The organism is Streptomyces sp. NPDC003034, from assembly GCF_053591375.1.
Map to the genome: position 1 here is coordinate 1 of NZ_JBSFTS010000033.1, position 26127 is coordinate 26127.

A 26127-nucleotide genomic window follows, 5' to 3' on the forward strand; every position below is an offset into this window, starting at 1 on the left:
AGGACGGACTGCAGGTACTGGGTGGTGAAGTAGGCCGAGCCCATCATGGCGAAGGCGGCGACGGTGCTCAGCCCGATGCCCGCTCCGGAGCCGCGCCCCCGACTCGTTCAGCGCACGAACAGCGGCTCACCGGGCGGTACGGGGCCCTGCGGCGGCAGCAGCGCCAGGTCCAGGCCGCGCACCAGCCGGGCGCGCAGGGTCTCGTCGGACGCCAGGGCCTCGGCGACGCGGCGGGCGGCGGCCGGGGCCTGCGCACCGGCCGCCAGCACGATCGCGAGGGTGCCGTCGGCGTCCGGGCCGCCGGGCCCGAGGTGGGCGCGCAGGACGGCCGGCTCGGCGGCCACGGCGGCCCGGACGGCTTCCCGTACGGCGGGATCGGCCAGCGGGCCCGCGTCCGTACGGCCCTCCGCCAGCGCGAGCAGCGCGGAGCCGGTCAGCTGGTAGGTGACCGGACCGGCCAGGTCCAGGACCAGGGTGTCGGCCTTCTCGTGCGCGGCCGCGGCCAGCGCCTGGTGCAGCGGGACGGCCACCGGCCGGGCCGCCGGGTCCCACAGCGCGAGCGCGGCGGTCGAGGTGAAGGCGGGCAGCGCCCGCCGGTCACCCGCCCGCAGGGTCGGGACGGCCATGTCGCTGGTCTTCTCGCGCGACAGACCCGTCTCCGGGTCCGTCTCGACCTCACCGAGGACGGCGACGACCGGGACCAGCAGGCGGGCGCCCTTGAGGGCGGCCAGCACCTCCGGCTCCTTGGCCCGGTCCTCGGCCCAGGCGGCGAGGGCCGCGCTCAGCCGGGGGTCGGCGGAGCCGTCGTCGTCGGAGAAGCCGGGGTCGGGAATGTTCTTGTTCGCCATGTTCGCCACAGTTACCCGACCCTACTGTGCCGCTCGCGGGCCCCGGTGCCGGGTACCGCCCCGCGTGTGCCGGGTCCCCCGCCGCGTGTGCCGGGTGCTCCGCCGTGGGCGGCGGGCCAGTACGCCGGCCAGCGCGAGCAGCGCCGCCCCCGCGACCGCGGCCGCCGGGGCCCCGAGGCGTGCGCTCCGCTCGGGCGGGCGGAACGGCTCGGGGCCGGGGCCGAAGTACACGCTCCCTGCCGCGGCTGGCGCGGGCACCGGAGCCTGCGGCGGCAGTGCCTGCGCGGCCTGGAGCGCGGCGACCGGGTCCACCATCCCGTGGCCGCGGGCGTCGTCGCGGCCGCCGCGGGGCGCGTCGGAGGCGGTGTCCTCCAGCAGTTTCTTGACCTGCGCCGGGGACAGGTCCGGGTGGGCGGCCTTGACCAGGGCCACGGCGCCGGAGACGAAGGCCGCGGCGGCGCTGGTGCCCCAGCCCTCGTAATAGGAGCGGTCGGGATCGGCGATGACCACGTCGACGCCGGGGGCGCTGACGGTGGCGTACCAGTTCCGGGTCGAGAAGGGCGCCTTCCTGCCGCGCCGGTCGACGGCGGTGACGGCGATGACCCCGGGGTAGGCGGCCGGATAGGAGGCGCGGTCGCCGGCCTCGCCGCCGTTGCCTGCGGAGGCGACGACGACCACGCCCTTGGCCAGGGCGTACTGGACGGCCTCGTCCTCACCGGCCTCGTGGTGGGCGGAGTCGCTGTCGTCGCCCAGGGACAGGTTGATCACGTCGGCGCCGTGATCGGCGGCCCAGCGGATGCCCTCGGCGAGGGCGCTGCCCTTGCTGTCGCGGGCCCGCGCGCGGCCCGGGTCGCCTTCCTCCAGAATGACCCGGACGGGGAGGATGCGGGCCTGGGGGGCGATGCCGAGGACGCCCTGGCCGCGGTGGGAGCCGTGGCCGTGACCCGCGATGATCCCGGCCATGGCGGTGCCGTGCCGGGCCCAGGCGCGGTCACCGCGGCCGGCGCCCATGCCGATGAGGTCGGCGCCGTCCAGCACCTGTCCGGCGAGGTCGGGGTGGGTGGGGTCGACCCCGGTGTCGAGGACGGCGACGGTGACGCCGTCGCCCCGGGTGATGCCCCAGGCCTCCTCCGCGCGCAGGGCGGTGAGGGCCCACTGCCGGTCGCGGATGGCGTCGGCGGCGGCCGGGGGCGCGGTGGCGCCGACGACGACGGCCGCGAGGGTGAGGGCGACGGCCGTCCGGCGCGCCGCCCTCATCGGGCGGGCTCCGAGGCGGGCGCGGTGGGTGAGGGCGGGACGGACGCGCCGGAAGCCGCGGACGCGGGCGGCGGGACCGCGAGGGCCCGCAACGAGCGTTCCAGGCGGTCGGCGACGGCCTTCGCCTCGTGGCCGAGCCCCGCCTGGGCCACGGCTCCGGTGGCGTCCTTCTTCAGCAGGTCCCCGGCCGGGCGGGGCGCGTCCAGGGCGCGGCCGTCGGCGAAGGCGGAGACCGCGTACACGACGACGGGCGCCTCGGGCAGTACGGACGCGGCCCAGGCGGCGCGCTGGGCGTCGGCGAACCCGTAGGCGGGCGGGGCGGTCAGGCGGCCGGTGAGCGCGGTCATGGCGGGGGCGTCGGCGGGGGTGAACACCATCCCGGTGGTGATCAGGGAGCTGCGGGTGGCGTCGGTGTAGGTGGCGCGGAGTACCCGTGTGCAGCCGGTGGGGGCGAGCAGGGTCCGCCAGTGGGGGGCGAGCGCGGCCGCGCAGTCGGCGTCGGGTGCCAGGGCGATGCGGGTCCAGGTGCGGTCGGCGCCGCCGGGGCCGGCCGCCGGTCCCGTGAGGACGGGCGGGAAGAGCTGGTCCACGGGGGCGGCCCGCCACAGGGACCCGGCCTTGCGGTAGGCGGCGTCCGGGGCCGGCGGGCGGTGCGCGGCGCGGTGTTCGGCCCAGGTGCTGAGCCCGGCCCCGCCGAGGAGACCCGCACCGAGCAGGGCCGACAGTACGGCGCTGAGGACCCGTACGGGCCGCCTGCGCGGGGGCGGCGGCGGACCGGGCTCCTCCAGGACCGCGCTGTGCGGTGTCGACGTGGTCATCCGGCGGCTCCGCCCCCCGTTCCGTACGGCTGCCTGTGCGTACTCTACGGTCCCCCGCCCGGCCGGTGTCCCTGCGCGACCAGCCCACAGGGACGGCGCCGGAACCCCGGGGTTCCGGCCGACCGCCGCCCCACTGCCCGCCCGGGCCGAGCGCCGACACGGGCCCTCCTGGTCGGGTGGCCCGTCCACGGCCGGGCCCGGGCGCGGACGTCCGGGGCCTACCCGCCGGTAGAACTGTCTGGCAAGCTGCCGCCCATGAGTCACCCCGCCGCCGACCGCGCCCGGTACGACCGGGCGACCGCGCACCTCGACACGCCGCTGGCCATCGTGGATCTCGACGCCTTCGACGCCAACGCCGACGACCTCGTGCGCCGGGCCGGCGGCAAGCCCGTCCGCGTCGCGAGCAAGTCCGTGCGCTGCCGCGCCCTCCTCGAACGCGTACTGGCCCGGCCCGGCTTCGCGGGGGTCATGTCGTACACCCTCGCCGAATCGCTCTGGCTGGCCCGTTCCGGGTTCGAGGACGTGCTGCTCGCCTATCCGTCGGCCGACCGCGCCGGCTTCGCCGAGCTCGCCGCCGACCCGAAACTCGCCGCCGCCGTCACCGTCATGGTCGACGACCCGGCGCAGCTGGAGCTCATCGACCGCGCGCGGGACGGCGGCGCGCAGGAGATACGGGTCTGCCTGGAACTGGACACCGCGCTGCACCTCTTCGGCGGCAGGGTACGGGTCGGCGCCCGGCGTTCGCCGCTGCGCGAGCCCGCCCAACTGGCCGCGCTGGCCCGTACGGTCACCGCCCGGCCCGGCTTCCGGGTGGTGGGGCTGATGGGGTACGAGGGCCATGTCGCCGGTGTCGGGGACGCGCTGGCCGGGCAACCGCTGCGCTCTCGCGCGATCCGGCTCATGCAGAGCGCGGCCCGCAAGGAGCTCGCCGCGCGCCGCGCCGATGCGGTACGCGGCGTCCGCGCGGTCGTGCCGGATCTGGAGTTCGTCAACGGCGGCGGCACCGGCAGCGTGCAGCAGACCGCCGCGGAGGACGCCGTCACGGAGATCGCCGCCGGCTCGGGGCTTTACGTACCGCGGTTGTTCGACAACTACACCTCGTTCCGCGGGCGTCCGGCCGCCCTCTTCGCTCAGCCCGTGGTGCGGCGGCCCGGCGTCGGCGTGGTCACGGTCCTCGGCGGCGGCTATCCCGCCTCCGGCCCCGCCGGGGCCGACCGGCTGCCCGTCCCGTACCTGCCCGAAGGCCTGCGCTACGACCCCCGGGAAGGCGCGGGCGAGGTGCAGACCCCGCTGCTGGGCGCTCCGGCCGACGATCTGCTGATCGGCGACCGGGTGTGGTTCCGCCACGCCAAGGCGGGCGAACTGTGCGAGCGCTTCGACGCGTTGCAGTTGGTCGAGGGCGACCGGGTGACGTCCACGGCCCCCACCTACCGGGGCGAGGGCCGCACCTTCCTCTAGGTCCTGTCCGGGCGGTCTTCGTGGGTCAGGCCGCGTCGTCTGGTGCGGTGCATCGCAAGGCGCAGGGGCGCAGCTCGTACGTGGCCGTACTCGCGCGCTCCGACAACGCAGGGAGGCGCCCTGCCAGGCAGCGCGGACCCGCGGAGACCGCCCGGACAGGGCCTGGCGGCGCCCGGCGGCTACAGCGGGGTTACGTACGCCCCGGAGATGCCGCCGTCCACGACGAAGTCGGCGGCGTTGACGAAGGAGGAGTCGTCGCTGGCGAGGAACGCGACGGCGGCGGCGATCTCCTCGGCCTCGGCGAAGCGGCCCACCGGGATGTGTACGAGGCGTCGGGCGGCCCGCTCCGGGTCGCTGGCGAAGAGCTCTTGGAGCAGCGGGGTGTTGACCGGCCCCGGGCACAGCGCGTTGACCCGGATGCCCTCGCGGGCGAACTGGACGCCGAGTTCGCGGGACATGGCCAGTACGCCGCCCTTGGATGCGGTGTAGGAGATCTGGGAGGTGGCGGCGCCCATCAGGGCCACGAAGGAGGCCGTGTTGATGATGGAGCCGCGGCCCTGGCGCTGCATGTAGGGCAGGGCCGCCTTGCAGCAGAGGTAGACGGAGGTGAGGTTGACGTCCTGGACCCGCTTCCAGGCGTCGAGCTCGGTGAGGAGGATCGAGTCGTCGTCCGCGGGTGAGATGCCCGCGTTGTTGAAGGCGATGTCGACGGATCCGTAGGTGTCGAAGGCCGTCTTGAAGAGGGCGTCGACCTGCTCCTTGTCGGTGACGTCGACCTTGACGTAGGTGCCGCCGACTTCCTCGGCGGCGGCCTTGCCGGCGATCTCGTCGATATCGCCGCAGACGATGTTCGCCCCCTCCGAGGCCAGGCGGCGGGCGGCGGCCAGGCCGATGCCGCTGCCGGCTCCGGTGATGACGGCGGTGCGGCCGACCAGGCGGCGGCAGACGATTCCTTCGGTGCGGTCGGTCATGGTGGTTCAGGCCTCCGTGCTGATGAAGACGTTCTTGGTCTCGGTGAAAGCGGTGAGGGCGTCGGGTCCGAGCTCGCGGCCGAGGCCGGATTGCTTGTAGCCGCCGAAGGGGGTCCAGTAGCGGACGCTGCTGTGGGAGTTGACGGACAGGTTGCCGGCGGCGACGGCGCGCGAGACGCGCAGGGCGCGGCCGATGTCGCGGGTCCAGAGGGAGCCGGAGAGGCCGTACTCGGTCGCGTTGGCCAGGCGGACGGCTTCCTCTTCGTCCTCGAAGGGCAGGACGACGGCCACGGGGCCGAAGACCTCCTCGGTGGCGACGGGCGCCGTGGGGGCTACGTCCGTGACGAGGGTCGGCGGGTACCAGAAGCCGGGGCCCTCGGGGGCGGTGCCCCGGATGGCGGCGAGGTCGGCGGTGACGTAGGACCGTACGCGTTCCAGCTGGGTCCGTGAGATCAGCGGTCCCATCTGGGTCTTCTCGTCGGCCGGGTCGCCCACGACCACGCTTTCGATGCCCGTCGCGAGCAGGTCGAGGAAGCGGTCGTACGCGGAGCGCTGGACGAGGATGCGGGTCCGGGCGCAGCAGTCCTGGCCGGTGTTGTCGAGGAAGGCCATGGGCGCGGCGGCGGCGGCCGCCTCGATGTCGGCGTCGGCGAAGACGATGTTGGGGCTCTTGCCGCCGAGTTCGAGGGTGACCCGCTTCACCCGGTCCGCGCACTTGGCCATGATCTGCTTGCCGACCCGGGTGGAGCCGGTGAAGACGATTTTGGCTACGCCGGGATGCTCGACCAGGGCGTCGCCCGCGACGGCCCCCTGGCCGGGGAGCACCTGGAAGAGGTGCTCGGGGATCCCGGCTTCGAGGGCGAGTTCGGCGAGGCGCAGTGCGGTGAGCGGGGTGGTTTCGGCGGGCTTGAGGATGACGGCGTTGCCGGCGGCGAGGGCGGGTGCCAGGCCCCAGGCGGCGATCGGCATGGGGAAGTTCCAGGGGGCGATCACGCCGATGACGCCGAGGGGTTCGAGGAAGGTGACGTCGATGCCGCCGGCGACGGGGATCTGGCGGCCGCTGAGCCGTTCCACTCCCCCGGCGGCGAAGTCGAGGAGGTCCCGTACGTTGCCGGCCTCCCAGCGGGCGTTGCCGATGGTGTGGCCGGCTTCGCGGACCTCCAGCAGGGCCAGTTCCTCGATGTGCCCGTCGACGACCGCGGCGAAGCGGCGCAGCAGCCGGGCCCGGTCGGCGGGGGCCACCGCGGCCCAGCCGCGCTGGGCGGCGGTGGCCCGTACGACGGCGGCGTCGACATCGTCCCGTGTGGCGGCCGGGACGATGGCGACGGTTTCCTCGGTGGCCGGGTTCAGCACTCTCAGATCGGATGGGGCCAGCACATCGGACACGTGGTGCCTCACAGACTTTCAGTGCGGTGCGGTGCGGGGTGGGGCGTGTGGGGGGGTGCGGGGGCGGCGCTTGCGGCTTACAGGCGTTCGAAGGAGCGGCGCCGTTCCCAGTCGGTCACCGCGGAGTCGTAGGCGTCGATCTCCACGCGGGCCATGTTCCGGTAGTGGGCGACCACTTCGGGCCCGAAGGCCGCCTTGGCGATCTCGCTGTTCTCCCAGAGCTCGGCGGCCTCCCGCAGGCTGGTGGGGACGTGCGCGTAGGCGGCGGTGTAGGCGTTGCCGGTACAGGCCTCGGGCAGCTCCAGGCGGTGCTCGATGCCGTGGAGCCCGGCCGCGACCAGGCCGGCGACGGCGAGGTAGGGGTTGACGTCGCCGCCGGGGAGGCGGTTCTCGAAGCGCATGGAGCGGCCGTGGCCGACGACGCGCAGGGCGCAGGTCCGGTTGTCGACGCCCCAGGCGACGGCGGTGGGCGCGAAGGACCCCGGGCGGAAACGCTTGTACGAATTGATGTTGGGGGCGTAGAGAAGGGAGAAGTCGCGCAGCGCGGCCAGCTGGCCGGCCAGGAAGTGGCGCATCACCGGTGACATTCCGCCGGGGGCGTCAGGGCCGTCCCCGGCCATGGCGTTGCGTCCGTCGGCACCGTTCAGCGAGAGGTGGATGTGGCAGGAGTTGCCTTCGCGCGCGTCGAACTTGGCCATGAAGGTGAGCGAGACACCCTCCTGGGCGGCGATCTCCTTCGCCCCCGTCTTGTAGACGGCGTGCTGGTCGCAAGTGGTCAGCGCCTCGTCGTAGCGGAAGACGATCTCGTGCTGGCCGAGGTTGCACTCCCCCTTGGCGGACTCGACCACCAGGCCCGCGGCTTGCATCTCGTTGCGGATGCGGCGCAGCAGGGGTTCGACGCGGCCCGTGCCGAGGACGGAGTAGTCGGTGTTGTACTGGTTGGCGGGGGTCAGGCCGCGGTAGTCGGCGTCCCAGGCCTTCTCGTAGGTGTCCTGGAAGACCATGAATTCCAGCTCGGTACCGACCATCGCCGTGTAGCCGTGCTCCGCGAGGCGCTCCAGCTGGCGGCGCAGGATCTGCCGGGGCGCGGCGACGACGGGCGAGCCGTCGTTCCAGGCGAGGTCGGCCATGACGAAGGCGCTGCCCGGGCTCCACGGGATCCGGCGCAGGGTGGCGAGGTCGGGGTGCATGGCGAAGTCGCCGTAACCCCGCTCCCAGGAGGACATCTCGTATCCGTCGACGGTGTTCATCTCGGTGTCGACGGCCAGCAGGTAGTTGCAGCCCTCGGTGCCGTGGGCGAGGACCTCGTCGAGGAAGAACTGTGCGGCGAACCGCTTGCCCTGGAGCCGTCCTTGCATGTCGGGAAAGGCCAGGACGACGGTGTCGATCTCACCGCCGGCGACGAGAGCATGGAGCTCCTGGGTCGCGAGCGGTGGCTTGCGGTCTACCACGGGAATCTCTCCTTCGGTGAGCCGAGGACGCCTAAGGTATTGAATAGAACCATTGCTTGGGAAGGGGAGGAGGCGAGATGACCCACACGGCGAGCGAAGACGATGCCGTCGCGCGGCTGAATCCCGTACTGCGGCAGGTGCGGGCGGGCAACGGTTTCGAGGAGGCGCTGGAACAGATCCTCCAGGTGGTCCGGCTGGGCCTGGTTCCGGGCGGGGAGAAGCTGCCGCCCGAGCGGGAGCTGGCCGAGCGCATGGGGATCAGCCGGGTCACGCTGCGCGAGGTGCTGAAGGTGTTGCAGGACCAAGGGCTGGTGGAGGCCCGGCGCGGGCGGTACGGCGGAACGTTTGTGCTCTCCCGTCCCGACACCCCGGCCGGCGGCGTCGAGGAGGAGCTGCGCCGGCGGGTCGCGGGCGTGGACATCGAGGACGTCCTGCGGTTCCGCGAGGTCCTGGAGGTGGGCGCGGCCGGACTGTGCGCCTCCCGGGGGCTGACCGAGGACGGCGCCGAGCGGCTCCTCGGCGCACTGACGGCCACCCACGACGCCCCGCTCGCCGACTACCGCCGCCAGGACACCCTCTTCCACCTCGCCCTGTGCGAACTCGCCGGATCCGCCACCCTGACGGCCCAGTACGCGGCCGTCCGCGCCACGGTGAACGACCTGCTCGACTGCATCCCGTTGCTGGTACGCAATCTGGAGCATTCGCAGCAGCAGCACAGCGCACTGGTGGAGGCGGTGCTGGAGCGGGACGCGGCCGGGGCGCGCGAGACGATGCGCGAGCACTGCTGCGGCACGGCGGCGCTGCTGCGCGGGTTCCTGACGTGAGCGGCGCCTCGGGCGCCTCGGGCGCCTCGGGGGGCGGTCCCGGGCGGCCGGCCTGAGCGCGCAGCCGGGCGGCGCCCGCGCACGGCCGCGCATGCCTACGTACGCATGCCTACGTACGCATGCCCACGTCCACGTACGGCCGCGTACGGCGGATTCGACGCCCCCGCCCGAAGAGGTTTTCGTAACCCCCGTTTTACGCAGAGGTCTTGCGCGGCCCACTCCCCTACCGCAAAGGTACGCCCCACAACCATTGCCCTAGGCAGGAGCGCACATGGCCGACGACACCGATGCCCGGCTGAAAGCCGTGCCCGAACCGATCCCCTCGCCCGAAGGCGACGGCTACCTGCGGCGCCGTACGCTGCGCCGCGGCAGCGCCGGATGGCTGCTGCTCACCGGACTCGGCGTCGCGTACGTCGTCTCCGGGGACTTCTCCGGATGGAACGTCGGCCTCAAGGAGGGCGGTTTCGGCGGCCTCGCCATCGCCACCGTCCTGATGGGCGCGATGTACGCCTGCCTGGTCTTCTCCCTCGCGGAACTGTCCGCGATCCTGCCGACCGCGGGCGGCGGCTACGGCTTCGCCCGCCGGGCCCTCGGCACCTGGGGCGGCTTCCTCACCGGCACCGCCATCCTCATCGAGTACATCCTCGCCCCGGCCGCGATCGCCATCTTCATCGGCGACTACGTCGAATCCCTGCGACTCTTCGGCCTCAGCTCCGGGTGGCCGGTCTACCTGGCCTGCTTTGCGGTCTTCATCGGCATCCACCTCTGGGGCGTCGGCGAGGCCCTGCGCTTCTCCCTCGTCGTCACCGGCGTCGCCGTCGCGGCGCTGCTGGTCTTCGCGGTCGGCGCCTTCACCCAGTTCGACGCGGCCAACCTCGACGACATCGCCGTCGACCCCACCGCCTTCGGTTCCAACTCCTGGCTGCCCCTGGGCCTGCTCGGCATCTGGGCCGCCTTCCCCTTCGGCATGTGGTTCTTCCTCGGCGTGGAGGGCGTACCCCTCGCCGCCGAGGAGGCCAAGGACCCGGTGCGGTCCATGCCGCGCGCGCTGTCGATCTCCATGGGCATCCTCGTCCTCCTCGCGCTGATCACCTTCCTCGCCGCCACCGGTGCCCGCGGCGCCGACGTCCTCAAGGAGGCCGGCAATCCGCTGGTCGTCGCCCTGGAGGGCGACTCCGGCCTGTCGTGGCTGAAGACCTTCGTGAACTACGCCGGCCTCGCCGGCCTCGTGGCCTCCTTCTTCTCCCTCATCTACGCCGGCTCGCGCCAGCTGTTCGCCCTCTCGCGGGCGGGTTACCTCCCTCGCTTCCTGTCCCTCACCTCGAAGCGCAAGGCCCCGTACCTCGGCCTGCTGATCCCCGGCGCCATCGGTTTCGCGCTGGCCGCGGCCACCGGCAACGGGCCGCGCATGCTGAACATCGCCGTCTTCGGCGCCACGATCTCCTACGCCCTGATGGCCCTGTCCCACATCGTGCTGCGCCGCCGCGAGCCGGACCTGGAGCGGCCCTACCGCACTCCGGGCGGCGTCGTGACCTCCTCGGTTGCCTTCGCACTGGCCCTGTCGGCCCTGGTCGCCACCTTCCTGGTGGACCGGGACGCCGCCTTCATCGCCCTGGCCGTCTACGCCGTCGCCCTCGCCTACTTCGCTCTGTACAGCCGCCACCACCTGGTGGCCTCGGCGCCCGAGGAGGAGTTCGCGGCGCTGGCCGAAGCGGAGGCGGAGCTGACCCGCGGCTGAAAACCTGACCCTGTTCCGTCGTCCTGCCCGTGCCCTGCCCCAGCCGTCCTGCCCTTGGAGGTAAACCCGTGCCCAGGCCGCTCATCGGCATCACCACCTACGTGGAGGGATCCACCCGCTACGGCGTGTGGGACCTGCCGACGTCCCTCGTACCCGCCGGGTACTACGAACTCGTCCAAGCGGCGGGCGGCGCGGCCGTACTGCTCCCGCCGGACGAATGCGGGACGGCGGCGGAGGTGCTGAGCCGGCTGGACGGCCTCGTCGTCGCGGGCGGCCCCGATGTGGACCCGGTCCACTACGGCGCCGCCCGCGACCCCCGTACGGGACCCCCCGCTACGGTCCGCGACCACTGGGAGCTGTCCCTGATCGCCGCCGCCCTGGAGGCGGACCTTCCGGTGCTCGGCGTCTGCCGGGGCATGCAGGCGCTGAACGTGGTCCTGGGCGGCACCCTGATCCAGCACCTCGACGGCCACGCGGAGGGCCCCGGCATCATGTCCTGGCACCCGGTGCTCCCGGTCCCCGGCACCCGGTACGCGGCGCTGGTCCCGGAGGAGGAGCAGGTGCCGACCTACCACCACCAGGCGGTCGACCGCCTGGGCCGCGGCCTGATCGCCTCGGCCCACGCCGCGGACGGCACGGTGGAGGCGATCGAACTGCCGGACCCCGCCCGCTGGGTGATGGGCGTCCAATGGCACCCCGAACGCGACAAGGACACCCGCGTGATGGCCTCGCTGATCGAGGCCGCCCATGTGCGCAGGGCGGTCCCGGTTCCCTAGGTTCTGTCCGGAACGATCCGTTCAGGCCGGGCGGCGGGTGAGGGACAGCAGGTCGCGGGCCGGTCCCGCCGGGCGCGCGCCCACCGGCCAGACGGCGCGCAGCGCGCGGTCCAGCGCCGCACCGGCCACCGGGACCGCCACCAGCCGCCGGGCCGCCAGCTCGTCCCCCACCGCCAGCTCCGACAGGACGCACGGCCCCGCGCCGCTCAGCGCCGCCGACTTCACCGCCGTGGTCGACGCCAGTTCCAGCAGCGGCGCCGCCAGCCCCCCGCACCCGGCCAGCGCGGCGTCCAGTACCTGCCGGGTCCCCGACCCGCGCTCCCGCAGGATCAGCGGGGTCGACGCCAGCTCCGCCGCCCGCACCTCCCGCGAGCGCCGCGCCCACGCGTGCCCCGGCGCCACCGCCACCACGAGGCGGTCCTGCGCGATCACCGCCGAGTCCAGTCCTTCCGGGACGGTCAGCCCCTCCACGAAGCCGAGGTCCGCCTCGTGTGCGAGGACCCGTTCGGCGACGTCCGCCGAGTTCCCGGCGTGCAGGGACACCGCCGTGTCGGGCCGCTGCCCGCGCAGGGCGATCAGCCACCCGGGGAGCAGGTACTCCGCGATGGTCATGCTGGCCGCCACCCTCAGGCGAGAGTCGCGCCGCCCCCTCAGCGCCTGCGCCCCCGCGTCGAAGGCTTCCGCAGCCTCCACGACCCGCCGCGCCCAGTCCGTGACCAGCGCGCCCTCCGCCGTCAGCGTCGAACCCCGCGGGGACCGGTCCACGAGGGCCACGCCGAGGCGGGCCTCCATCGCCCGGATCCGGCTGCTTGCCGCGGGCTGGGTGATGCCCAGCCGCCGGGCCGCGCCGCTCAGGCTGCCGACCCGCGCGACGGCGAGCAGCAGTTCGAGCGCGCCCAGGTCCGGGACCCGGTGCGCCAGCGGAACCCACTCCTCACTCCCCATAACATCAGTTTATGGCCTCATAGGAGGATGGCCTCTGCCGCCCGGTCCGCCCCGGCCGGACGCTGGACCCATGGCCACCACCATCGTGCGACCCCGCACCCGTTCCGCCCGCTCCACCGGCACCGGCACCCCCGGAACCGGCACCGGCACCGGCACCACCGAGACCGCGCCCCGCGCCCACGAGGCCCTGCGCCACCTCGGCCCCAACTGGTACGCCTCCGTCATGGGCACGGCGATCATCGCCGGCGCCGGCGCGAGCCTCCCCCATCAGCTCCCCGGCCAGCGCGTGGCCTGCCAGCTCGTGTGGGCCCTGTCCGCCGCCGCCCTTGCCGTCCTGCTGACGGCCCGCGCGGGGCACTGGATCCACCACCGCGATCAGGCCCGCGCCCACCTGCTGGACCCCGCCGTGGCCCCGTTCTACGGCTGCCTCTCCATGGCGCTGCTGGCCGTCGGCGGGGGCACCCTCCTCGTCGGCCGGGACCTCATCGGGACCGGCGCCGCCGTCGCCGTGGACGCCGTGCTCTTCGCCCTCGGCACCCTGACCGGCCTGCTGGTGGCCGTGGCGGTGCCCTACCTGATGGTGGTCCGCCACCGGGTCCAGCCCGCACAGGCCACCCCGGTCTGGCTCCTGCCCGTGGTCGCCCCGATGGTCTCGGCCGCACTCGGCCCGCTGCTGATACCCCACCTGCCCCCGGGCCAGCCCCGCCTGGCGATGCTGCTGGCCTGCTACGCCCTGTTCGGCCTCAGCCTGCTCGCCACCCTCCTCATGCTGCCGCTGATCCTGGGCCGGCTGATCGTGAGCGGCCCGCTCCCCCTGGCCCTCACCCCGACCCTCTTCCTGGTCCTCGGCCCCCTCGGCCAGTCCACCACCGCCGTCGGCCAGCTCGCCGACATGGCCCCCCGGTCCATCGGCTCCCCGTACGCCGGCGCGTTCGGCGCCTTCGCCGTCGTCTACGGGGTCCCGGTGATGGGATTCGCCCTGCTGTGGCTGGCTCTCGCCGCGGCCATGCTCGTCCGGGCCGCGCGCGGCGGCATGGGCTTCGCGATGACCTGGTGGGCGCTGACCTTTCCCGTCGGCACCTGCGTCACCGGGGCCGCCGGCCTGGCCCGCCACACCGGCCTGCCCGCCTTCGCCTGGCTCGCCACGGTCCTCTTCGTCGGCCTGCTGATCGCCTGGCTGCTGGCGGCCACCCACACCGTGCGCGGCCTGTTCAGCGGCCGTCTCCTGGCCGCTCCCCGCCCGGCCGCTCCCCTCCCGCCCGCTCTCCCGCCCGCTCCCCGCCCGGCCGCGCCGCCCGCAGTGCCCGCGCCAGCAGCGCCGGAGCCTCGACGAGCGACGGCCCGTACCAGGTGAGGTGGCGCCCGCTGACCAGCGCGGCGGGAAGTCCGGGGAAGGCCTCAGGCCCGTCCTCGGCCGTGAAGCGGTAGGGCTCGTCCGGGAGCACCACCAGATCGCAGCCGGTGGCGGCCAACTCGGCCACGGCCGCCCGCGGATACCGCTCCCCGTGTCCGGCGTACGCGTTGCGCACCCCCAGCCGGGCGAGCAGATCCCCGGCGAAGGTGTCGCGGCCCAGCACCATCCACGGCCGCCGCCACACCGGTACGAAGGCGGTGAGCGGACCGAGGGGTTCGACCCGGGCCCAGGCGGCCTCGGCGTCCGCCAGCCACCCCGGCCTCGGCAGCCCAAGCGCCCCCACCAGTACCCGGTCCAGTTCGGCAACGGCCTGGGGCAGGTTCCGGATCTCGGTGACCAGCACCGCCACGCCCGCCGCCCGCAGTGCCGCCAGGTCCGGGGCCCGGTTCTCCTCCTCGTTGGCGATCACGAGATCCGGGCGGAGCTCGATGATCCGGCGCAGGTCCGGGTTCTTCGTCCCGCCGATGCGTACCGCGTCCCCGAGATCCGCGGGGTGCGTGCACCAGTCGGTCACCCCGGCCAGCAGCCCCGGCGCGCTCTCGGCCACCGCCTCGGTCAGCGACGGCACCAGCGAGACCACCCGCCGCATGGAGCTCAGTGCCCGGGCGACGGCGGCTCGGACGTCGCGTCGATGTGGTCGCCGACCGCGACGACGAGGAGCTTCGTGTCCTCCGTGACGGCCCGCCAGCGGTGCCGTACACCGCCGGACAGGAACAGCGCGTCCCCGCTCTCCAGCCGGTACGCCCGCCCCTCCGCCTCCACCTGGCACGCGCCCGACACCACGTACATCAGCTCGTCGTTGCGGTGCTGGTACTCGCGCCCGGCGTCCTGGTCCCCGGTGAATTCCAGCGCGTGCAGTTGGTGGTGCCCGCGTACGAGGGGGCGTACGCCCGGCACCGGCGTGAGCCCGGACTCGTCGCCGGCCCGTACGAGATCCACCGTGCGCGCCGTGTCGGAGGCGGCCAGCAGCTCCACGGCGGTGGTCTCCAGCGCGTCCGCGACCCGCTCCAGGGACCGCATGCTGGGCCGGGCCCGCTCGTTCTCTATCTGACTCAGGAAGGGGACCGACAGGCCGCTGCGCGCCGATACCGCGGCAAGGGTCAGGTGCAGGGCGCGGCGCCGCTTGCGCACGGCGACGCCGACGCGAAGGGGCTCCTTGGCGTCGTGCTTCTTCTCGTCCGTGTCGTCCATGACGGCCGCGTGGTCCTCGTGGTCCTTGTGATCCCTGTCGTCCAGGCCGTTCGTGCCGTCCCTGTCGTTCATGTCGGGGCTGCCCTCCCCTGGTCCGTCGCACATCGGTGTGCTGTAAGCACCTTACGCAGCAACCGCCTCAGGATTCGCGTGCACGAGTCCACCGCTCCCGGCGGGCTGGCGCATTCCCGTACGCCCGCGCTCACTGTCCGTACGGGCGGCCCCGCCGGCTCACGGGCCGCTTGCGGCATCATCGTCTGCGTGACGACACGACGCCTGATGCTCCTGGACACCTCCTCCCTCTACTACCGGGCCTACTTCGGCGTGCCGGACTCCGTGAAGGCTCCCGACGGCACCCCCGTCAACGCCGTCCGCGGGCTGCTGGACTTCATCGGACGGCTGGTGCAGGACCACCACCCGGACGATCTGGTGGCGTGCATGGACGCCGACTGGCGGCCGCACTGGAGAGTGGAGCTGATCCCCTCCTACAAGGCCCACCGCGTCGCGAAGGAGAGCGAGGACGGGCCCGACGTGGAGGAGACCCCGGACACCCTCGCCCCGCAGGTGCCGATCATCGAGACGGCGCTGGACGCCTTCGGCATCGCCCGCGTGGGCGTCGCCGGGTACGAGGCGGACGACGTGATCGGCACGCTCACCGCCCGCGCGACGGGTCCGGTGGACATCGTCACCGGCGACCGGGACCTCTACCAGCTGGTGGACGACGCCAGGCAGCGCCGGGTGCTCTACCCCCTCAAGGGCGTGGGCAGCCTCCAGGTGACGGACGAGGCGTGGCTGCGGGAGAAGTACGGGGTGGACGGCCCCGGGTACTCGGAGCTGGCCCTGCTGCGCGGGGACCCCAGCGACGGCCTGCCCGGAGTCCCGGGCATCGGGGAGAAGACCGCGGCCAAGCTCCTGGAGGCGTACGGGGACCTCGCCGGGATCATGGCCGCCGTCGATGACCCGAAGTCGAAGCTCACCCTCACGCAGCGCAAGCGCCTGAATGATTCCCGGCCGTATCTGGCGGTGGCGCCGAAGGTGGTGCGGGTGGCCGCGGACGTCCCGCTGCCGCCGTTCGATCCGGCGCTGCCGGCGGCGCCGGCCCAGCCCGAACTGGTCCGGGCACTCGCCCACCGGTGGGGTCTGGGCGGGGCTGTATCGCGCCTGAGCGGCGCGCTCCTCCGGTGAGGTGCTAACTTAGGTAATCCTAAGTTTCAGGTGAGTCAGGGGAGACGCCGTGGCAGAAGGACGCGCCCGCACAGTCGGCACCGCAGTCGTCGTACGCACGGAGCGGCTGACGCCGCACATGGTGCGGGTCGTGCTGGGCGGTGACGGGCTGGCGGGTTTCGGCGCCGGCGAGTTCACTGACCACTACATCAAGATCCTGTTCCCCCCGGAGGGCGTCAGCTACCCCGCGCCGTGGGACCTGGAGCAGATCCGCGGCCGGTATCCCCGCGAGCAGTGGCCGCGCCAGCGCGCGTACACGGTACGGGCGTGGGACCCCGCGCACCTGGAGCTGACCCTCGACTTCGTCGTCCACGGCGACGAGGGCCTCGCCGGGCCCTGGGCGGCCCGCGTCCAGCGCGGCGAAGTCGTACGCTTCCTCGGCCCGGGCGGCGCCTACGCCCCGGACCCGGCGGCCGGCTGGCACCTCCTGGTGGGTGACGAGAGCGCGCTGCCGGCCATCGCCGCGGCGATGGAGCGGATGCCGGCCGGCGCGCAGGTCCACGCCTTCGTGGAGGTAGAGGGTCCGCAGGACGAGCAGAAGTTCGCCACGCCGGACGGCGTGGTCCCGGTCTGGCTGCACCGCGGCGCGCGTCCGGTCGGCGAGGCCCTGGTGGAGGCGGTCACGGCCCTGGAGTTCCCCTCCGGGGACGTCCACGCCTTCGTCCACGGCGAGGCGGGCTTCGTCAAGGACCTCCGCCGCCACCTGCGTCTGGAACGCGGCATCCCGCGCGAACGCCTGTCGATCTCGGGCTACTGGCGCCTGGGCGAGACGGACGAGGGCTGGCGTGCGATCAAGCGCGACTGGAACGCGGCGGTCGAAGCCGAACAGGACCGCGCGACAGCGGCCTGACCCGCCCCACCCCCCACGCTGCGCGGTGGGGCCGCCACCGTCCGGCCCCGACCGTCCGGGGCCGGGCCCCCACGGGCCGCGTCTTCCAGCCCGTGCCGCCCCGCGCGCGGCCCACCGCACCGCTTCCGCCCGCCCTCACCCCCAGAGGCCCCACCCCCCACCGGGCGGCCCGGAAAGCCCCGGGGCCGGACCCCACGGGCGCGTCTTCCGGCTTGCGCCGCCCCACCCCGCACCGCTTAGGCCCGCCCTCCCCGCAGGCCTCAACCCGGCCGGGAGGCCCGGGGATTCCGGAGCCCGAGCTCTCGTGAGGCGCGTCTTCCGGCCCCGGCCGGGCCCGCGTGGCGCACCGAGGCGCCTTGTCCGGGCTCGCCCGCACCGCGTGAAACCCCTCCGCCCTGCGATGCACGGCACCGGCCGACACGCTCCGGCCACGCGCGGGCATCCGCTCGCCGCGCCGCCCCGGGCACCCTGCGGGAGAATTGACCTCATGCGTACGCTCCGCGCACTCGCCGCGGCCGGAGCCGCCGTGCTGTTCGCCACGACGGCGGCGACCGCAGCCCCGAGTCCCCCGCCCCAGCCGAAACCCCGGATCACGGATGCTCAGGTCGACCGGGCGGTCGCCCGCCTCGACGGGACCGTCCAGGACATGATGCGCAGCACCGGCGTCCCCGGCGTCTCGGTGGCCGTCGTCCACCGAGACCGGGTCGTCCACCTCAAGGGCTTCGGTGTCCGCAGCACCGGCGAGCGCGCGCCGGGCACCCCCGCCGCCCCCGCGCGACCCGTCGGCCCCGACACCGTCTTCCAGATCGCCTCCCTCTCCAAGCCCGTCTCCTCCACCGTCGTGGCCGGCACCCTCACCGACCCCGGCCAGTGGGACCGCCGCACCACCCTGCCCGGCTTCTCCCTCAAGGACCCCTGGGTCACCGCCCACGTCACCACCGCCGACCTCTTCTCCCACCGCAGCGGCCTGCCCGACCACGCCGGCGACCTCCTGGAAGACCTCGGCTACGACCAGTCGTACGTCCTCGACCACCTGCGCCTGGAACCCCTCACCCCCTTCCGCGCGAGCTACGCCTACACCAACTTCGGCCTCACCGCGGCCGCGGAGGCCGTCGCCCGCGCCAAGGGCACCAGCTGGCAGAAGCTCGCCGAGGACACCCTGTTCAAGCCCGCCGGGATGACCCGTACCAGTACCGAGTTCTCCGCCTTCACCCGCGCCGCGGACCACGCCGCCACGCACGTCAAGAACCCCGACGGCACCTGGAGCCCCCGCTTCGTCCGCGACCCCGACGCCCAGGCCCCGGCCGGCGGGGTCAGCTCGACCGCCCGGGACATGTCCCGCTGGCTGCGGCTCCAACTGGCCGAAGGGGTCCTCGACGGGCAGCGGATCGTCCCCGCCGACACCCTCGCCCGCACGCACCAGCCGGAGATCGTGTCGCAGCCGCCCTCCGGTCCGGCCGCCCGCACCGGTTTCTACGGGCTCGGCTGGAACGTCTCCTACGACGACGCGGGCCGGCTGCGCCTCAGCCACTCGGGCGCCTTCGAGCTCGGCGCCAACACCAACGTCACCATGCTCCCGCTGGAAGAGCTCGGCATCGTCGTCCTGACCAACGGCGCTCCCGTCGGCCTGGCCGACGCCGTCGCCCTGGACTTCTTCGACTTCGCCGAGCACGGCAAGACCACCGCCGACTGGCTGGGCCTGGCCGGCGGGCTCTACGCCCAGGCGGAGGAGGCGAACCGCTCGACCACCGACTACGCGCACCCGCCCGCCGGCGGGAAGCCGGCCCGGGAGAGCTCCGCGTACACGGGAAGTTACGACAACCCGTACTACGGCAGGCTCACGGTCACCGCGGACGACAAGAACGCCCTCACGCTCTCCCTCGGCCCCAAACCCCTGCGCTTCCCCCTCACCCACTACGACGGGGACACCTTCAGCTTCGAGACCACCGGCGAGAACGCCGTCGGCCGCACCGGGGTGACCTTCGCCGACGGCACGGTGCGCGTCGAGTACCTCGACGCCGACCGCCTGGGCACCTTCCGGAAATCCTGACCACGGGCCGGGCCGGGCCGCCCGGCCCGGCTCCCGGCGGGCATAGCCTGTTACCGATGAGACGCAGAGCCGTGGCACCCCCCTCGCCCCTCCCCCAGCGCGCCGGCATAGACCCGGTGCGGCTGCGCCTGCCTGCGGACCCGGACGGGCTGTGGCCGGATCTCGGTGCCTACCTCACCGCGCACTACGCGGGCGGCCCCGGCGCCGAAGCCATCGCCCGGCTGCTGCACGCCGGCCGGGTGCTGGGCTCCGGCGGGCGTGTCCTGCACGCGCGGGACCCGTACGAACCCGGCGCCTACGTGTGGTTCCACCGGGACCTCCCGGCCGAGCCGCCCGTGCCCTTCCCGATCCGCGTGGTCCACCGCGACCCGCACCTCCTGGTCGTGGACAAGCCGCACTTCCTGGCGACCACGCCGCGCGGCAGCCACGTCACCCAGACCGCCCTGGCGCGGCTGCGGGACGAGCTGGACCTGCCCGCCCTCAGTCCGGCGCACCGCCTGGACCGGCTGACCGCGGGCCTGGTGATGTTCAGCATCCGTCCCGCGGACCGCGGCGCGTACCAACTGCTCTTCCAGCGGCGGCGGGTGCACAAGGAGTACGAGGCCGTCGCCCCCCACGATCCGGCGCTCACCCTCCCGCGCACGGTCCGCAGCCGCATCGAGAAGACCCGCGGGGTCATCGCGGCGGCCGAGGTCCCGGACGGAGCGCCTAATGCCGAGAGCCGGATCGAGCTCACCGGGGTCCGGGGCGGCCTGGGCCGATACCGGCTGACCCCGCTCACCGGCCGCACCCACCAGCTGCGGGTCCACATGAACGGCCTCGGGCTGCCGATCCTCGGCGATCCGGTGTATCCGCGGGTCACCGATCCCGCCCCGGACGACTACCGGCGCCCGCTCCAGCTCCTGGCCCGGGTCCTGGAGTTCACCGACCCGGTTACCGGCGCCGCCCACCGCTTCGAAAGCGGCCTCACCCTCCAGGCCTGGCAGGACCACGCGGCCTGGCAAGCGGGCCCCGGGCTCCAGCCCGCGTCCGGACTCTAGGCCTTGTCGTCGAAGTCCCTCCGGGCGCGGGGCGCCGGGACCTGGGGCGCGCCGACGCCCGCGATCCGCAGCGCGGCGTCGGCGGTGGCGTGCGCGAAGACCGACACGGGCCGTGCGGGATCGCACCGGTGGATCAGCATGACGCCTTCGATGAGCCCGAAGACGAGATCGTTGCGCAGCTCCAGCCCGGCCTTGTCCCCGGCCAGTTCGGTACCGACGCAAGTCCCGGCGAGCAAGACCCGGTAGGCGTCCTTGAGTTCACCGCGCATCCGGCGGAAGCGCGTGAACCGGGCCCCTCCCACTTCGGGCAACAGGTAGAGCGCGCCCAGGTTGTACGGCCCTCCGCACAGCAGCAGCACATCGGAGCGGCACAGCTCCCACAGCCGCTCGGCGGCCGGCCGCCGGGCGTCCGCGAGCAGCCGCCGGGCCAGCACCAGCGAGGGCGCGACCGTGGACTCCAGGAGTTCGGCGAGGAGTTCCTCCTTGCCGCCGAAGTAGTGGTACATGGTGGCCTGGCGCATCCCGGCCCGTTCGGCCACCGCCCGCGTGGTGGTCGCCGCGTATCCCTGGACGGTGAACAGCTCAGCCGCCGCGCAGAGGAGTTCCTCGCGCGGCGGCCTGTCACTCTGCGGTCTCAGCTGATCGGCGCGTGGTCGACCGACCCGTCTCGGTCCTTCGTCTGCTCCCGCACTCATGGTCCGATCGTCGCACAGCGCACCCCGAACCGATCATGGCAAGAGATCAGATCACGCCATCACCGCTCTCAGAGGAAGCCCCAAAAGCGGCTAGCCGACCGAGCTGTAGGCCACTACACCCCGAAGCAGTGCGTCCACGGCCTTACGGGCATTTCGCGCCACCGTGCTCCCGCTGTCACCGGAGCCGGAGGGAGCGGCGGCGGCGATCTGCCCCAGCACGTCGATGACCTGCTTGCACCAGCGCACGAAGTCCCCGGCCGGCATCTCCGCCTCGCGCAGCACCTCGTCCAGGCTCTTGTCGGAGGCCCACTGGTACACCGGCCAGGCGAAGCCGAGATCCGGCTCGCGCTGGCCCACGCCCTCCGCCTGGTTGATGCGGTGCTCCTCCTCCAGTGCGTCGAGCCGGCCCCAGATGTGGACCATCTCGCCCAGCGCCGCCTTCGCCGCGCCGCCCGGCACCTTCGGTGCGACGGCGTCGTCGGACTGGCGCGCCTCGAAGACCAGCGCCGATACGCAGGCGGCCAGTTCGGCCGGGTTCAGGCCCTCCCAGACCCCGGCGCGCAGGCACTCCGAGGCCAGCAGGTCGAGCTCCCCGTACAGCCGGGCGAGCCGCTTGCCGTGCACGGTGACCTCATCGTCGCGCAGGTAGTCCAGCTCGGTGAGCAGGGCGTGGATCCGGTCGAAGGTGCGGGCGATGGTGTTCGTCCGGCCCTCGATGCGCCGCTCCAGCTGCTGGGTGTCCCGCTTCAGCCGGTGGTAGCGCTCCGCCCAGCGGGCGTGGTCCTCCCGCTCCTCGCAGCCGTGGCAGGGGTGCGCGCGCAGCGCGGCACGGAGCCGGGCGATCTCACGGTCGTCGGCGGCCGCCGCCCGCCCGCGGCCCCGCCGCTCGGGCGCCACGTGCCCGGCCTTGCTGCGCAGCTGCGAAGCCAGGTCGCGGCGCGACTGGGGTGAACGGGCGTTGAAGGTCTTGGGGATCCGCATCCGGTCGATGGCCTCGACCGGGACCGGGAAGTCGATCGAGGCCAGCCGCTTGACCTGCCGCTCGACGGTGAGGACGAGCGGGCGCGGGCCCTCGGCGTACTCGTGCCCGCGGTGGCCGTTGGACCGCCCGGCCGGGACCCCGGGGTCCAGGACCAGCGCCAGCCCGGCGAACTTGCCCGTCGGCACGTGGATGATGTCGCCCGGCTTGAGCTTCTCCAGCGAACTGGCCGCCTGCACCCGGCGCTGGGCCGCGCCCTGCTTGGCCAGGTCCGTCTCGCGGTCCTTGAGGTCGCGGCGCAGCCGCGCGTACTCCTCGAAGTTCCCGAGGTGGCAGGTCATGCCCTCCTTGTAGCCCTCCAGGCCGTCCTCGTTGCGCTGCACCTGCCGGGAGATCCCGACGACGGAGCGGTCGGCCTGGAACTGCGCGAAGGAGGTCTCCAGCAGCTCGCGCGAACGGTGCCGCCCGAACTGCTGGACCAGGTTCACGGCCATGTTGTAGGAGGGCTTGAAGCTGGAGCGCAGCGGATACGTACGGGTGCCCGCCAGCCCGGCCAGCGCCGCCGGGTCCATGCCCCGCTGCCACAGCACCACCGCGTGGCCCTCGACGTCGATGCCGCGTCGACCGGCCCGGCCGGTGAGCTGGGTGTACTCACCGGGGGTGATGTCGGCGTGCTGCTCGCCGTTCCACTTGACGAGCTTCTCCAGGATGACCGTGCGCGCGGGCATGTTGATGCCCAGCGCCAGGGTCTCGGTGGCGAAGACGGCCTTGACCAGGCCGCGTACGAACAGCTCCTCCACGACCTCCTTGAAGGTGGGCAGCATGCCCGCGTGGTGCGCGGCGATGCCCCGCTCCAGGCCTTCGAGCCACTCGTAGTACCCGAGGACGTGCAGGTCCTCGGTGGGGATGGAGGCGGTGCGGGCCTCGACGATCTCGCGGACCCGCAGGCGCGCGGTGTCGTCATTGAGCCGCAGGCCCGCGAACAGGCACTGCTGGACGGCGGCCTCGCAGGCGGCGCGGCTGAAGATGAAGTTGATGGCGGGCAGCAGCCCGTCGTTGTCGAGGCGGGCGATGACCTCGGGGCGGGAGGGCGTCCAGATCCGCCCGCGGGCGCGCCGCTCGCGCTCGCGGTCGGCCTCGCGGATCATCCTGCCGCGCCGCCGGTCCTGGAGGCTGTAGGTGCGGCTGTTCTCGTCGCGCGCCATGCGCAGCAGGTCGGGATTGACCTCCCGGCGTGCGGAACTGCGGCCTCCGTGGTCGGACCCCTCCTCGAAGAGGTCGTGGATCCGGCGGCCGGCCATGACGTGCTGCCACAGCGGTACGGGCCGCTCCTCGGAGACGATGACCTCGGTGTCGCCGCGCACGGTGTCCAGCCAGTCGCCGAACTCCTCCGCGTTGGACACGGTGGCCGACAAGGAGACCAGGGTCACCGACTCGGGAAGGTGGATGATCACTTCCTCCCAGACGGCTCCGCGGAAGCGGTCGGAGAGGTAGTGCACCTCGTCCATCACGACGTAGCCGAGCCCGCGCAGCGACTGCGAGCCCGCGTACAGCATGTTGCGGAGCACCTCGGTGGTCATCACGACCACAGGCGCCTCGGAGTTCACGCTGTTGTCGCCGGTGAGCAGGCCCACCTTGTCGGCGCCGTACCGCTTGACGAGGTCGGCGTACTTCTGGTTCGACAGGGCCTTGATGGGCGTCGTGTAGAAGCACTTGCGGCCCTGCCGCAGGGCCAGGTGCACGGCGAATTCGCCCACGATGGTCTTGCCCGAGCCGGTCGGGGCGGCGACGAGGACGCCCTTGCCGGACTCCAGCGCCTTGCATGCCTCGACCTGGTACGGGTCCAGGTCGAATTCGTACATGTCACGGAAGGGGGCCAGGGCGGTGGCTTCTTCGGCGGCGCGGATCCGGGCAGCGGCGTACCGCTCGGCGGGTGAGAGTTCTTCGGTCATCTTGTCATCGAGCCTACCCGCCGCCTCTGACAACAGTCGCGGTCATTTAAGCGGACCCCGCCAGGCCGTTACGGCCGCCCGCCGCGACCGCTCCGCAACCGTCGGCCCCGCTCGCCCGGACGGGTTCTGCCCAGGTCAGACCGGGTCCGCCAGGCTCAGGCCGGGGGCCGGGCCGGGGCCGCCCGGTCCCGGCGGGTCAGGTCGCGTCGTCGTACCCGTTGATCCGCTGGCGTCCGCCGTCGTCCTGCCCCGGCAGGGCCGCGGGGGCCGCGACCGCTTCGATCCGGCCGACCGGCGCCGGGGTGAGGTCCAGCTCGGCGGCTTCGTCGTCGGCCAGGCCCGCGTCGGGGTCGTTGCGCCGCCGCCTGCGGTCGTTGATCATGCAGACGCCCAGCGCGACGAAGTAGAGGGAGACGATCGGGACGGCCAGGGAGAGCATGGTGAGCGGATCACCGGTGGGCGTCGCGAAGGCGGCGAAGACCGTGATGCCGAGGATCATGGCGCGCCACCAGCTCGCCAGCCGCTTCGCGGTGAGCACCCCGGTGAAGTTCAGCAGGATCAGCAGCAGCGGCAGCTCGAAGGCCAGGCCGAAGACCACGACCATGCGCGTGACCAGGTCGAGGTAGTCGTCGACCGGGAGCAGGTTGCGTGCGTGCTCGGGGGTGAAGTCGAGAAGGATCGTCGCGGTCTGCGGAAGGACCTTGTACGCGAGCACCGCGCCGGCGCCGAACAGCGGCGCGCCGACCGCGACGAAGCTCATCGCGTACTTCTTCTCGTGGTTGTGCAGGCCGGGGGCGGTGAAGGCCCACAGCTGGTAGAGCCACACCGGCGCCGAGAGCACCACACCGGCGGTGAGCGAGACCTTCAGGGCGATCGAGAACGGCGCGATGAGACCGTTCACGGTCATGTCGGCGCAGGGCCGGCCGTTGCGCTGGGAGACCACCCCGTCGGTGCAGCCGACGGAATCCAGCATCGGCTTCAGCATGAAGTCGATCAGGTCCTTGTAGAAGAAGGCCGATACGACGGTGATCAGGAGGATCGCCAGGACCGACTTCAGCAGGCGGTTTCTCAGCTCACGCAGGTGCTCGACAAGAGGCATCCGCCCTTCGGCGTCCTTGTCCGCTTTCCCCTGCTTGCGGGTGGACTTGAGCAACCCACGTCCCTTGTCTCGTTGCAGATACCGGCGTGACCCGAAGGGTCAGCCCTGAGCGGTGCGGTTGGGCTCACTGACGGGCCGGGAGCTGGTGACGTCTCCGGGCGCGGCCTGGATGGTGCGCGGGGCGACGGTCGGCTGAGCGGTCTGGTCGGCCGCCTTGGCCGCGGCGGCCGCGTCCTCGGCCTCGCCGTCCTTCTTCATGGCCTTGGCCTCGCTTTTGAGGATGCGGGCCGACTTGCCGAGGGAACGGGCCATCTCGGGCAGCTTCTTGGCACCGAACAGCAGCACGATGACAGCGATGATCAGAAAAATTTCGAGGGGCTTCAAATTGCCGATCATGTAGGTCTTCCTTCTCACCGATACGGCTGGTTGTGGTGGCCGGGGCGGCGCGGACGGAAATCCGGTGACCGCTCAGGCAAGGATCGTAACCCCCGGGGGTGAACGCCCGGCAATCCCCTGGCGTATCCCCGCTTGCGCCGAGGTCTGCCGTTAAGGGCCCGGCCCGCCCCTTTCGCCCCGTTTCTAGGGGCGCGCGGCGTGGCCCGCCCGGGCCAGATCGGCGGCGGCGCGCTCAAGATCCCCGGAAGCGTCCGCGATCCGGCGGCTGGCCTGCGCGACCTGCCCGGACAGTCTGCGCACCTCCACGTAGACCCGCAGGGCCAGGACGGCCAGGACGGTGATCCCCAGGAAGCCCAGGGCGATTGCGAACATCGGCCACAGCATGGACAGAGCCTAGGCCACCGGCCGGCTCAGATACTGCGCAGGGTGCTCACGCCGCCACCGGTCAGCAGCTCCACGATGCGCTGACCGGCCGGTTTGCGGACGGAGGCACCGCAGGCGGGACAGGTGAAGGAGTAGAAGGTGGTCCGGGCGCTCCCGCCGATGGCCAGGCGCAGGGCGCCCGCGTCCAGCTCGAAGCGCGCCGTGCAGTCGGGACACGCCGCCTTGAAGGCGACCGGCCCCTCCCCCGCTGACCCCTGACCGGCCGGCCGCGCCCCGGCTGGCTCCTGGCCGGCCGTCCGTCCTGCCGTGGGCCTCCCGTCCGGCGGCCCCGGCGCGGCCGGTGCTCCCGACGGCCCCGGCGGCCCGGACACGGGTGGCCCG

Annotated in this window: 23 protein-coding genes and 1 pseudogene; 9 read left to right on the top strand and 15 right to left on the bottom strand. The window is 73.4% G+C overall.

All coding sequences use genetic code 11. The features are described 5' to 3' along the window. Positions 1–107: 107 nt before the first annotated feature. Genes ACWDX7_RS25400 through ACWDX7_RS25410 form a run of 3 tightly spaced genes read right to left on the bottom strand, consistent with a single transcriptional unit; the run spans position 108 to position 2923 of the window. Positions 108–848 (bottom strand): SseB family protein, encoded by a 741-nt coding sequence (locus tag ACWDX7_RS25400; protein WP_451490687.1) that lies wholly within the window; start codon positions 846–848, stop codon positions 108–110. 21 nt (positions 849–869) lie between these two features. Beyond that, the gene (mycP, locus tag ACWDX7_RS25405; RefSeq protein WP_451490688.1) at positions 870–2105 is read right to left on the bottom strand and encodes a type VII secretion-associated serine protease mycosin; all 1236 of its coding nucleotides are present in this window, start codon (positions 2103–2105) and stop codon (positions 870–872) included. Then, positions 2102–2923, bottom strand: a complete 822-nt coding sequence (locus tag ACWDX7_RS25410; protein WP_451490689.1) for a hypothetical protein — start codon at positions 2921–2923, stop codon at positions 2102–2104. The genes mycP and ACWDX7_RS25410 overlap by 4 nt, the downstream gene beginning before the upstream one ends. 255 nt (positions 2924–3178) lie before the next feature. Here ACWDX7_RS25410 and ACWDX7_RS25415 point away from each other — a divergent pair, with 255 nt between their 5' ends. Next, the gene (locus ACWDX7_RS25415; RefSeq protein ID WP_451490690.1) at positions 3179–4381 is read left to right on the top strand and encodes an amino acid deaminase/aldolase; all 1203 of its coding nucleotides are present in this window, start codon (positions 3179–3181) and stop codon (positions 4379–4381) included. Positions 4382–4560: 179 nt separating this feature from the next. Here the strand turns inward: ACWDX7_RS25415 and ACWDX7_RS25420 are convergent, their stop codons facing one another. From ACWDX7_RS25420 to ACWDX7_RS25430, 3 genes are all read right to left on the bottom strand, one after another. Next, positions 4561–5352: a 3-oxoacyl-ACP reductase gene (locus ACWDX7_RS25420; RefSeq protein ID WP_451490691.1), complete on the bottom strand. Its 792-nt coding sequence runs from the start codon at positions 5350–5352 to the stop codon at positions 4561–4563. Between the two features lie 6 nt (positions 5353–5358). Next, positions 5359–6705, bottom strand: coding sequence for an aldehyde dehydrogenase family protein (locus ACWDX7_RS25425; protein ID WP_451490692.1), 1347 nt, complete (start codon positions 6703–6705; stop codon positions 5359–5361). A gap of 110 nt (positions 6706–6815) precedes the next feature. Beyond that, positions 6816–8189 (bottom strand): glutamine synthetase family protein, encoded by a 1374-nt coding sequence (locus ACWDX7_RS25430; protein ID WP_451490693.1) that lies wholly within the window; start codon positions 8187–8189, stop codon positions 6816–6818. Between the two features lie 77 nt (positions 8190–8266). Here ACWDX7_RS25430 and ACWDX7_RS25435 point away from each other — a divergent pair, with 77 nt between their 5' ends. From ACWDX7_RS25435 to ACWDX7_RS25445, 3 genes are all read left to right on the top strand, one after another. Then, positions 8267–9013, top strand: a complete 747-nt coding sequence (locus tag ACWDX7_RS25435; protein ID WP_451490694.1) for a FadR/GntR family transcriptional regulator — start codon at positions 8267–8269, stop codon at positions 9011–9013. A gap of 271 nt (positions 9014–9284) precedes the next feature. Continuing rightward, positions 9285–10751 carry an ethanolamine permease gene (gene eat, locus ACWDX7_RS25440; protein ID WP_451490695.1) on the top strand — a complete coding sequence of 489 codons (1467 nt, stop codon included), beginning with the start codon at positions 9285–9287 and terminating at the stop codon, positions 10749–10751. A gap of 68 nt (positions 10752–10819) precedes the next feature. Then, positions 10820–11527 (top strand): gamma-glutamyl-gamma-aminobutyrate hydrolase family protein, encoded by a 708-nt coding sequence (locus tag ACWDX7_RS25445; protein WP_451490696.1) that lies wholly within the window; start codon positions 10820–10822, stop codon positions 11525–11527. A gap of 21 nt (positions 11528–11548) precedes the next feature. Here ACWDX7_RS25445 and ACWDX7_RS25450 read toward each other — a convergent pair whose 3' ends face one another. Next, positions 11549–12472 (bottom strand): LysR family transcriptional regulator, encoded by a 924-nt coding sequence (locus tag ACWDX7_RS25450; protein WP_451490697.1) that lies wholly within the window; start codon positions 12470–12472, stop codon positions 11549–11551. Between the two features lie 70 nt (positions 12473–12542). Between ACWDX7_RS25450 and ACWDX7_RS25455 the strand changes: the two are divergent. After that, a pseudogene (locus tag ACWDX7_RS25455) lies at positions 12543–13724 on the top strand (TDT family transporter); the annotation flags it as partial. On the opposite strand, the gene ACWDX7_RS25460 reads toward ACWDX7_RS25455, so the two are convergent. Next, positions 13684–14475 carry a helical backbone metal receptor gene (locus ACWDX7_RS25460; RefSeq protein ID WP_451490698.1) on the bottom strand — a complete coding sequence of 264 codons (792 nt, stop codon included), beginning with the start codon at positions 14473–14475 and terminating at the stop codon, positions 13684–13686. The pseudogene ACWDX7_RS25455 and the gene ACWDX7_RS25460 overlap by 41 nt on opposite strands. 5 nt (positions 14476–14480) lie before the next feature. After that, on the bottom strand, positions 14481–15077 hold the full coding sequence (locus ACWDX7_RS25465) for a helix-turn-helix domain-containing protein (protein WP_355416389.1): 597 nt from the start codon (positions 15075–15077) through the stop codon (positions 14481–14483). 279 nt (positions 15078–15356) lie between these two features. Between ACWDX7_RS25465 and ACWDX7_RS25470 the strand changes: the two genes are divergently transcribed. The 4 genes from ACWDX7_RS25470 (at position 15357) to ACWDX7_RS25485 (ending at position 20241) form a co-directional block, all read left to right on the top strand. Continuing rightward, the gene (locus ACWDX7_RS25470) at positions 15357–16262 is read left to right on the top strand and encodes a 5'-3' exonuclease (RefSeq protein ID WP_451490736.1); all 906 of its coding nucleotides are present in this window, start codon (positions 15357–15359) and stop codon (positions 16260–16262) included. A 49-nt stretch (positions 16263–16311) separates the two neighbouring features. Further along, positions 16312–17151, top strand: coding sequence for a siderophore-interacting protein (locus tag ACWDX7_RS25475; protein ID WP_451490699.1), 840 nt, complete (start codon positions 16312–16314; stop codon positions 17149–17151). Between the two features lie 487 nt (positions 17152–17638). Next, positions 17639–19201: a serine hydrolase gene (locus ACWDX7_RS25480; protein ID WP_451490700.1), complete on the top strand. Its 1563-nt coding sequence runs from the start codon at positions 17639–17641 to the stop codon at positions 19199–19201. 56 nt (positions 19202–19257) lie between these two features. Next, on the top strand, positions 19258–20241 hold the full coding sequence (locus tag ACWDX7_RS25485) for an RluA family pseudouridine synthase (protein WP_451490701.1): 984 nt from the start codon (positions 19258–19260) through the stop codon (positions 20239–20241). On the opposite strand, the gene ACWDX7_RS25490 is transcribed toward ACWDX7_RS25485, so the two are convergent. The 6 genes from ACWDX7_RS25490 to ACWDX7_RS25515 form a co-directional block, all read right to left on the bottom strand. Next, a complete protein-coding gene (locus ACWDX7_RS25490; RefSeq protein ID WP_451490702.1) occupies positions 20238–20936 on the bottom strand; it encodes a helix-turn-helix domain-containing protein in 699 nt (232 codons plus the stop codon). The two genes, ACWDX7_RS25485 and ACWDX7_RS25490, sit on opposite strands and share 4 nt — an antisense overlap. A gap of 90 nt (positions 20937–21026) precedes the next feature. Beyond that, positions 21027–23867 carry a DEAD/DEAH box helicase gene (locus ACWDX7_RS25495; RefSeq protein WP_451490703.1) on the bottom strand — a complete coding sequence of 947 codons (2841 nt, stop codon included), beginning with the start codon at positions 23865–23867 and terminating at the stop codon, positions 21027–21029. A 196-nt stretch (positions 23868–24063) separates the two neighbouring features. Further along, complete coding sequence (gene tatC / locus ACWDX7_RS25500) at positions 24064–25020, bottom strand: twin-arginine translocase subunit TatC (RefSeq protein ID WP_451490704.1); 957 nt, start codon at positions 25018–25020, stop codon at positions 24064–24066. Positions 25021–25065: 45 nt separating this feature from the next. Further along, complete coding sequence (tatA, locus tag ACWDX7_RS25505; RefSeq protein ID WP_451490705.1) at positions 25066–25362, bottom strand: Sec-independent protein translocase subunit TatA; 297 nt, start codon at positions 25360–25362, stop codon at positions 25066–25068. Positions 25363–25545: 183 nt separating this feature from the next. Next, the gene (locus ACWDX7_RS25510; RefSeq protein WP_451490706.1) at positions 25546–25746 is read right to left on the bottom strand and encodes a hypothetical protein; all 201 of its coding nucleotides are present in this window, start codon (positions 25744–25746) and stop codon (positions 25546–25548) included. A gap of 26 nt (positions 25747–25772) precedes the next feature. After that, positions 25773–26117, bottom strand: coding sequence for a hypothetical protein (locus ACWDX7_RS25515; protein ID WP_451490707.1), 345 nt, complete (start codon positions 26115–26117; stop codon positions 25773–25775). Positions 26118–26127 lie beyond the last annotated feature (10 nt).

Excerpts from the sequence above, each read along its gene's own strand:
- ACWDX7_RS25435 (WP_451490694.1), top strand. The coding sequence starts at position 8,267 with ATGACCCACACGGCGAGCGAAGACGATGCCGTCGCGCGGCTGAATCCC.
- ACWDX7_RS25460 (WP_451490698.1), bottom strand. The coding sequence starts at position 14,475 with ATGCGGCGGGTGGTCTCGCTGGTGCCGTCGCTGACCGAGGCGGTGGCC.
- ACWDX7_RS25420 (WP_451490691.1), bottom strand. The coding sequence starts at position 5,352 with ATGACCGACCGCACCGAAGGAATCGTCTGCCGCCGCCTGGTCGGCCGC.
- ACWDX7_RS25510 (WP_451490706.1), bottom strand. The coding sequence starts at position 25,746 with ATGCTGTGGCCGATGTTCGCAATCGCCCTGGGCTTCCTGGGGATCACC.
- ACWDX7_RS25400 (WP_451490687.1), bottom strand. The coding sequence starts at position 848 with ATGGCGAACAAGAACATTCCCGACCCCGGCTTCTCCGACGACGACGGC.
- ACWDX7_RS25490 (WP_451490702.1), bottom strand. The coding sequence starts at position 20,936 with ATGAGTGCGGGAGCAGACGAAGGACCGAGACGGGTCGGTCGACCACGC.
- mycP (WP_451490688.1), bottom strand. The coding sequence starts at position 2,105 with ATGAGGGCGGCGCGCCGGACGGCCGTCGCCCTCACCCTCGCGGCCGTC.
- ACWDX7_RS25480 (WP_451490700.1), top strand. The coding sequence starts at position 17,639 with ATGCGTACGCTCCGCGCACTCGCCGCGGCCGGAGCCGCCGTGCTGTTC.
- ACWDX7_RS25415 (WP_451490690.1), top strand. The coding sequence starts at position 3,179 with ATGAGTCACCCCGCCGCCGACCGCGCCCGGTACGACCGGGCGACCGCG.
- ACWDX7_RS25495 (WP_451490703.1), bottom strand. The coding sequence starts at position 23,867 with ATGACCGAAGAACTCTCACCCGCCGAGCGGTACGCCGCTGCCCGGATC.
- ACWDX7_RS25465 (WP_355416389.1), bottom strand. The coding sequence starts at position 15,077 with ATGGACGACACGGACGAGAAGAAGCACGACGCCAAGGAGCCCCTTCGC.
- ACWDX7_RS25470 (WP_451490736.1), top strand. The coding sequence starts at position 15,357 with ATGCTCCTGGACACCTCCTCCCTCTACTACCGGGCCTACTTCGGCGTG.
- ACWDX7_RS25485 (WP_451490701.1), top strand. The coding sequence starts at position 19,258 with ATGAGACGCAGAGCCGTGGCACCCCCCTCGCCCCTCCCCCAGCGCGCC.
- ACWDX7_RS25410 (WP_451490689.1), bottom strand. The coding sequence starts at position 2,923 with ATGACCACGTCGACACCGCACAGCGCGGTCCTGGAGGAGCCCGGTCCG.
- ACWDX7_RS25450 (WP_451490697.1), bottom strand. The coding sequence starts at position 12,472 with ATGGGGAGTGAGGAGTGGGTTCCGCTGGCGCACCGGGTCCCGGACCTG.
- eat (WP_451490695.1), top strand. The coding sequence starts at position 9,285 with ATGGCCGACGACACCGATGCCCGGCTGAAAGCCGTGCCCGAACCGATC.
- tatA (WP_451490705.1), bottom strand. The coding sequence starts at position 25,362 with ATGATCGGCAATTTGAAGCCCCTCGAAATTTTTCTGATCATCGCTGTC.